7 protein-coding genes are annotated in these 7,378 nt (G+C 66.7%); 6 read left to right on the top strand and 1 reads right to left on the bottom strand.

What is annotated here, in order from left to right:
• From G569_RS0129440 to G569_RS0129425, 4 genes are all read left to right on the top strand, one after another.
• On the top strand, positions 1 to 750 hold a 750-nt coding region (locus tag G569_RS0129440; RefSeq protein WP_028066072.1), incomplete at its 5' end, for an extracellular solute-binding protein.
• A gap of 69 nt (positions 751 to 819) precedes the next feature.
• Positions 820 to 1,755: a carbohydrate ABC transporter permease gene (locus G569_RS0129435; RefSeq protein WP_028066071.1), complete on the top strand. Its 936-nt coding sequence runs from the start codon at positions 820 to 822 to the stop codon at positions 1,753 to 1,755.
• Positions 1,752 to 2,678 carry a carbohydrate ABC transporter permease gene (locus G569_RS0129430; RefSeq protein WP_028066070.1) on the top strand — a complete coding sequence of 309 codons (927 nt, stop codon included), beginning with the start codon at positions 1,752 to 1,754 and terminating at the stop codon, positions 2,676 to 2,678. The genes G569_RS0129435 and G569_RS0129430 overlap by 4 nt, the downstream gene beginning before the upstream one ends.
• 9 nt (positions 2,679 to 2,687) lie before the next feature.
• On the top strand, positions 2,688 to 3,851 hold the full coding sequence (locus G569_RS0129425; RefSeq protein WP_028066069.1) for an ABC transporter ATP-binding protein: 1,164 nt from the start codon (positions 2,688 to 2,690) through the stop codon (positions 3,849 to 3,851).
• A gap of 158 nt (positions 3,852 to 4,009) precedes the next feature.
• On the opposite strand, the gene bglX is transcribed toward G569_RS0129425, so the two are convergent.
• Complete coding sequence (gene bglX / locus G569_RS0129420) at positions 4,010 to 6,250, bottom strand: beta-glucosidase BglX (RefSeq protein WP_028066068.1); 2,241 nt, start codon at positions 6,248 to 6,250, stop codon at positions 4,010 to 4,012.
• A gap of 156 nt (positions 6,251 to 6,406) precedes the next feature.
• On the opposite strand from bglX, the gene G569_RS0129415 reads away from it, so the two are divergent.
• Both G569_RS0129415 and G569_RS52565 read left to right on the top strand, forming a co-directional pair.
• Positions 6,407 to 7,018 carry a TetR/AcrR family transcriptional regulator gene (locus G569_RS0129415; protein WP_028066067.1) on the top strand — a complete coding sequence of 204 codons (612 nt, stop codon included), beginning with the start codon at positions 6,407 to 6,409 and terminating at the stop codon, positions 7,016 to 7,018.
• A 74-nt stretch (positions 7,019 to 7,092) separates the two neighbouring features.
• A partial coding sequence (locus G569_RS52565; RefSeq protein WP_037500162.1) for an acyl-CoA dehydrogenase family protein occupies positions 7,093 to 7,378 on the top strand: 286 nt, incomplete at its 3' end.

The following is a 7,378-nucleotide window of genomic DNA, read 5'->3' as shown; positions in this document are numbered from 1 at the left end:
GTGAACATGCCGGGCGGGCAGACGGGCCAGTGGATGGGCCTGTTCTGGCAGGCGGGGGCGCGGCCCTTCACGTCTGATCCCAACAACATGACGGTCAACCTGACCGATCCGAAGATCAAGCAGGTCACGGAGTTCTGGGACAAGCTGTACGCCAACGGCTCGATCTCGCACGACGCCGACTTCAACGACGCCTGGTATCAGGGCTTCTCGAAGGGCAAGTACGCGGGCTGGCTGTCGGCCGCGTGGGGCCCGATCTTCCTGCAGGACTACACCAAGTCCTCCAAGGGCGAATGGGTCGCGCAGCAGCTGCCGCAGTGGGAAGAGGGCAAGACCGTGTCCGGCAACTGGGGCGGCTCGACCCTCGCGGTCCTGAAGGACTCGCCGAACAAGGCCGCCGCGGTCGAGTTCGCACGCTGGATCTTGACCGAGAAGCAGCCGGTCGAGATGTTCTCCTATGACCGGTTCCTGTTCCCGCCGCAGAACTTCATGCTGTGCAACGACACGTGGCTGACGAAGAAGTATCCGTTCTACGGCGGCCAGGCGGTCAACAAGACGTACGCGTTGATGGCGAACTCCGTCGACAAGGGCTGGCAGTGGCCGCCGATCCTCGAGTACGTCGCCACCCAGGGCGACGACATCAAGGGCAAGTCGGTCGATCAGGGCAAGGGCGCCACCGCGGCACTGCAGCCCTGGCAGGACGCCGTCGTCAACTACGCCAAGCAACAAGGCATCACGGTCGCAGGCCAATAGGGCGCAGGAGGCTTCCGCCCGCCGCCGACCGGCGGCGGGCGGGCGCTCCGCCGATTCCAGGGAAACGACATGGCTCAAGCAACTATCACCAGCTCGGCGCGCGTGCCGAGCGGGCGCCGGAAGCGCAAGGCGCCGAACCAACACGGGTTCGCGGGTTTTCTGTTCACGCTGCCGTTCATGGTGCTGTTCGTGGCGCTCTTCATCGCGCCGTTGATCTACGCGCTGTATCTCAGCCTGTATCGCGAACAGCTCGTCGGCGGTAGCTCCTTCGTCGGGCTGGACAACTACACCGAGGGCCTGAAGGACAAGGCGTTCACGTCCGGCGTCGGACGCGTGGCGCTGTTCATGGTCGTCCAGGTGCCGATCATGCTGTTTCTGGCGCTCGTGTTCGCGCTCATCATCGACTCGGGCAAGGTGTTGCTGCCCAAGCTCTACCGCGTCGGGTTCTTCGTGCCGTACGCGGTGCCGACGGTGATCGCCGCGCTGATGTGGGGCTTCCTGTACGGCAAGGACTTCGGCCCGTTCGCCGACCTGGCCGACAAGCTCGGGACCTCACCGCCGAACTTCCTCGATGAGGGCACGATGTTGTGGTCGATCGCCAACGTCTCCACCTGGACGTTCACGGGCTACAACATGATCATCTTCTACGCCGCGCTGCGCGCGATCCCGGCTGAGCTCTACGAAGCCGCCGCGGTCGATGGCGCGGGAGCGGTGCGCACGGCGATCCACATCAAGCTGCCGTTGCTGCGGCCGGCGATCCTGCTCTGCACGATCTTCTCGGTAATCGGCTCCTTCCAGCTGTTCGCCGAGCCGCGCGTGTTCTACGACCTCGCGCCACAGGTGATCGGCAAGTCCTACACGCCGAACCTCTACGTCTACAACCTCGCGTTCGCCGACCAGCGACTCAACTACGCGGCCGCGCTGTCCTTCATGCTCGGCGCGATCGTGTTCATCGTGTCGTTCGTGGTCATGCGAGTCTCGTCGCGTCAGGAGGCCCGCTCATGAGCGTCCCGACCGTCGCGCCCGACGTCGGCGCGCCCGCCATTCCCGACAAGCGCAAGGCACGGGCACAGCGCAAGCCCGGGGCAAGCGGCGGATACGTGTTCCCCACCATCTTCATGCTCGCGTTCCTGGTGTACTTCCTGATCCCGCTGTTCTGGCTGCTGGTGGCATCGACGAAGTCGCTGGATGACCTGTTCGACTCCTTCGGGCTGTGGTTCGCGAACTTCAACCTGATCGACAACATCAAGGACACGTTCAACCAGGACAACGGCATCTACCTGGACTGGCTGCGCAACACCGTGATGTACTCGGTCATCAGCGCGGTCGGCGCCGCGCTGCTCTCGGCGATCGCCGGCTACGGATTCGCCAAGTTCGATTTCCGGGGCAAGAACCTGATGTTCTGGTTCGTGCTGGGCTCGGTGATGGTGCCCACCACCGCGCTGGCGATCCCGACCTACCTGATGTTCTCCAAGCTCGGGTTCACCAACAACCCGCTGGCGGTGATCCTGCCCTCGCTGGTCTCGCCATTCGGCATCTACCTGATGCGCATCTACGCCGAGGCCTCGGTGCCGACCGACCTGCTCGAAGCCGCCCGCATCGATGGTGCCAGCGAGTTCCGGACCTTCCGCCAGATCGCCTTCCGGCTGCTCACCCCCGGCTTCGTGACCGTCCTGCTGTTCAACTTCGTCGCCACCTGGAACAACTACTTCCTGCCGCTGGTGATGCTGTCGGAGCCGAAGTGGTATCCGCTCACCGTCGGCCTGCAGCAGTGGAACAGCCAGGCCACCGCGGGGGGCGGCGCGACGTCGGCGTTCAACATCGTGATCACCGGGTCGCTGCTGTCGATCGTCCCGCTGATCCTCGCTTTCATCTTCCTGCAGCGCTACTGGCAGAGCGGCCTCGGCAGCGGCGGCGTCAAGGGCTAGGAGTCAAACATGGCTGAGATCACATTCGAGAACGTGTGGAAGCGCTATCCCGACGGCTTCGAGGCCGTCAAGGACATGAGCCTCCAGATCACCGACGGGGAGTTCATGATCCTCGTCGGCCCGTCGGGCTGCGGGAAGTCCACGGCGCTGCGGATGGTCGCGGGTCTGGAGGACATCACCGACGGTGAGTTGGTCATCGGCGGCGAGCGGGTCAACGAGCTCGCCCCGCGCGACCGCGACATCGCGATGGTCTTTCAAAACTACGCGCTGTACCCGCACATGACCGTGCGCGAGAACATGGGCTTCGCGCTCAAGCTGGCCAAGGTCAACAAGTCAGAGATCGACAAGAAAGTCGACGAGGCCGCCGAGATCCTCGAGCTCGGCTCACACCTGGACCGCAAGCCCGCCAACCTCTCCGGCGGCCAGCGCCAGCGCGTCGCCATGGGCCGCGCGATCGTGCGCGACCCCAAGGCCTTCCTGATGGACGAGCCGCTCTCCAACCTCGACGCCAAACTCAGAGTCCAGATGCGCACCCAGGTCGCGCGCATCCAGCAACAACTCGGCACCACGATGCTCTACGTCACCCACGACCAGACCGAGGCGATGACCCTCGGCGACCGCGTCGCCGTCATGCGCGCCGGCATCATCCAACAAGTCGACACCCCCAAGGTCCTCTACGAAGACCCGATCAACCTCTTCGTCGCCGGCTTCATCGGCTCACCCGCGATGAACTTCATCCCGGCCCGGCTGGAGGAGAACAAGGTCCGCCTTCCCTTCGGCGATGCGCCGATCCCGGCGGGCGTGACCACCGACAAGCGCGAAGTGATCGCCGGCATCCGCCCCGAGCACCTCGAGGACGCCGCCTACGGCGACGACATCGTCGACGGCCTGCGCTTCACAACCACCGTCGACGTCCTCGAGTCCATGGGCTCCGAGCTCTACGCCTACTTCGACATCAAAGGCACCGAGGAGGTGCACAACCAACAGCTGGACGAGCTCGCCGCAGACGCCGGCCTGGACGACGTCCCCGGCGGCGGCGCCACGCACATGGTCGCCCGCCTCGACGCCCGCAGCAACGCCGACCACGGCCGCGACATCGAGCTCATCCTCGACGCGAGCCAGATCATGCTCTTCGACCCCGACGGCGGCCGCTCTCTGACCACCGCGCACTGACCTCCACCCCGGACTGCACGCAGTCCGGGAACGAGGGCGACGACCATTTCCTCCCGTCGCCGCCTAACTGGCGCGGCTCATCTCCCCTACCGCGCCGACAGGCAGGGTGACGCCCGCCGCCGCACACCAGTGCGACGGCGGGCGACCCGCAAACGTCCCTACCTGATCGCGAACGTCGTGGCGAGGTCCGCCGTCGAGTCGCTGCCGACCCAGAGGTCGAACGACGCCTCGTCGATGACCCAGTCGCGCGTCGTCGCATTCCAGTAGCGAAGCTCTCTCGGGCCGAGCCCGAACACAACGGTCCGCGTCTCGCCTGGCTCGAGCGTCACGCGCTGGAAGCCCTTGAGCTCACGGACCGGGCGCGACGCCGAGCCATGACGCTGGTGGATGTAGAGCTGCACCACCTCATCGGCGGTTCGCCGCCCAGTGTTCGTGACTTCGACCGATGTCATCAACGTGTCGGTCGCGGCGATCGTGTCGCGATCGAGGGCGAGCTCGCCGTACTCGAAGCGCGTGTAGCTCAGTCCGTGCCCGAATCCGAACAGCGGCGTGCTCGCCTCGTCCCAGTAGCGCCGGGTCTGGTTCTCGGGTTCGTGCGAGCGGGTGTGGGAGTAGACCATCGGCACCTGACCTACGGTGCGCGGCCAGGTGAAGGGCAGCTTGCCGCCCGGAGCGACATCGCCGAACAGGAGGTTGGCCGTCGCGGTGCCACCCTGCGTTCCCGGATACCAGATGTCGAGGATCGCCGGCACGTGCTCCGCGGCCCAGCGCAGGTCGAGCGGGCGGCCGTTCAGCAGCAGGAGCACGACGGGCGTGCCCGTCCCCGCCACTGCTTGCAAGAGTGCGAGCTGACGGCCGGGCAGCTCGAGCGATGAGCGCGATGCCGCCTCGCCGATCATGTGCTGCCATTCGCCGACGACCACGACCGCGACGTCGGCCTCTCGCGCGAGGTCGACCGCGCGTGCGAGCTCGGCGTCGTCGTCGAACTCTTCCGGGTCCTCGGGCGCGTTGCCTTCGAACATGTCGAACATGGACGGGAAGACGCGCTGTGCGGGCCGCACGCCCGGCGCGTAGTCGACGCGCACGGACTCGCCGACCCTGCGGCGGATGCCGTCGAGCACCGTGACCGTCTCTTCAAGATCGAAGTCGAAGCACCATGGGCCGAGCGTGTCGCGCTTGGAGTCGGCGAGCGGGCCGATCACCGCGATCGCCTCGAGCGTCGAAGCGTCGAGTGGCAGCAGGTCGCCTTCGTTGCGCAACAACACGGCGGACCGTTCGGCCGCGACGCGGGCCGCTTCGCGAGACGCCGGATCGCCGAGCACCTCGTGGGCGCGGTCCTCGTCCACGTACGGGTCGTCGAGCAGACCGAGTCGGACCTTGGCCTCGAGCACTCGCCCCACGGCCGCGTCCAGCGTCGCCTCGCTCAGCGCGCCGCTTTCGATCGCCTCCGGCAGGCGGCTGAAGGCGGCGTCCGCCATCGCCATCTCCATGTCCACGCCGGCGTTGACTGCGCGCATGCCGGCCTCGGTCAAGTCGGCGGCGAATCCGTGCGTGACCAGATTGCGCACCGCGTTGGCGTCGCTGACGACGAACCCCTCGAAGCCCAAGGCCCCCCGCAACACCTCGGTGAACAGCCAGCGGTTCCCGGTCGCCGGAACGCCGTTGAGGGTCATGTACGCGGTCATCACGTTCCCGGCGCCCGCCTCGACCGCCGCGGCGAACGGCGGCGCATAGACGTTCCAGAACTCCGATTCGGAAAGGTTCACCTCGTCGTAGTCGCGCCCGCCCAGCGCCGCCCCATAGCCGGCGAAATGCTTCGGACCGGCGATCGTCCGCTCCGGGGTGCCGACGGCCTCGCCCTGAAACCCCCGCACCTGCGCCGCGGCGACCGCGGCGCCGAGGAACGGATCCTCACCCGCCCCTTCGACCATGCGCCCCCATCGCGGATCGCGGGCGATGTCGACCATCGGCGCGAAGGCCCAGTGGATGCCGACCGCTCGCGCCTCGCGCGCGGCCACCGATTGCCCCTGCTCGATCACCTCCGGATCCCACGACGCCGCCATCGCGATCGGAACCGGGAAGATCGTGCGCAAGCCATGGATCACGTCGTAGCCGAAGAGCACCGGGATGCCGAACCGGTTGCCATCGACCGCCAACCGCTGCAGGCGATTGATCTCCGCCGGGTCGGTGACGAACAACAGCGAGCCGACCTCCCCCCGGCCCAGCGCGGCCTCGACGCCCTCCGGAGACGCGCTGACCCCTCCGATCTCGGGCGCTTCGTCCGCTCCGCGGAGATGCCCGAAATAGAAGTACTGCGTGAGCTGCCCGGCCTTCTCGGCCGGCGTCATCGCGTCGAGCAACCCATCGACGCGCGATCTGATCGTCTGCGCCTTCGCCATCTCGATCTCCTTCTCCTCACCCGGCTACAGGCTCCCTACCCGCGGCACGCCGTTTCGAGCACCGTCGGTGACTTGGCGGTACTGCGTCGCGGCCAAAAGTAAGCGCTTGCTTAAGCGCTGTCGAACCGCCGTCGCGCGTGTCAACATCGAAGCCCGATGGCGACCACCGACACCGCAGCGGACCTCTGGGCCGACGTCGAGCCCGGAAATGCACGCCGACTCCTGCTCGCCGCCCTGGACGCCTTCGCCCAGAAGGGGTACTTCGCGACGACGACACGGGAGATCTCGGTGGAGGCCGGCCTGAGCCCCGCGGCGGTCTACGTCCACTACCCCTCCAAGAACGAGATGCTGGCCGAGATCTGCCGGCGCGGCCACGCGGAGATCCTCAGCGACCTGGAGAGCGCCCTCGAGCAGCCCGGTACGCCGAGCGAGCGGGTCCGCCGGTTCGTGGCCGTCTTCGCCCGCTTCCACGCCCAACGGCGGACGCTCGGCCGCGTGATCCAGTACGAACTGCGCGGCCTGACACCCGAGCAGTTCAAGGAGGTCGCCGCGACCCGCCAGCGCTTCGAGGAGCTCATCCAGCACGAGCTCCGCGCCGGCGTCGTCGCGGGCGAGTTCGTCGTCGATGACATCGTCGCGACCGGGGTCGCGATCCTGTCCTTGTGCATCGACGTCGCTCGCTGGCACGGCGCCATGAGCGACCGCCTCACGCCCGACGCACTGGGCGCCTTCTACGCCGACCTGGCGTGGAAGATGGTCCGCGCCTGAGCACTGGCGGGGCTTGACAAGCCCTACCGATCGCCATACCTTCATGGCTAAGCAAGCGCTTAGTCAGGACGTCAATGAGCACGATTACAGGACTCACTGAGAAGACGGACGAGCAGGTCGCGATCCTCGAGATGGTGCGTCAGTTCGTGGACGAGCAGATTCTGCCGCGGGCTGAGCATTACGACGCGGTGGACGAGTTTCCGGAGCCGATCGTGGCGCAGATGCGTGAGTTGGGCTTGTTCGGCGTAACCATCCCCGAGGAGCACGGTGGGATGGGGTTGGATCTGACGACGTACGCGATGATCGTGGAGGAGCTCTCGCGTGGCTGGATCTCGATCAGTGGGATCGTGAACACGCACT

It is taken from the genome of Solirubrobacter soli DSM 22325 (assembly GCF_000423665.1).
In the GTDB taxonomy this organism is placed as follows: Bacteria; Actinomycetota; Thermoleophilia; order Solirubrobacterales; family Solirubrobacteraceae; genus Solirubrobacter; species Solirubrobacter soli.
Note: the sequence above shows the minus strand (reverse complement) of the source record. Positions and strands in the feature narration are given on the sequence as shown.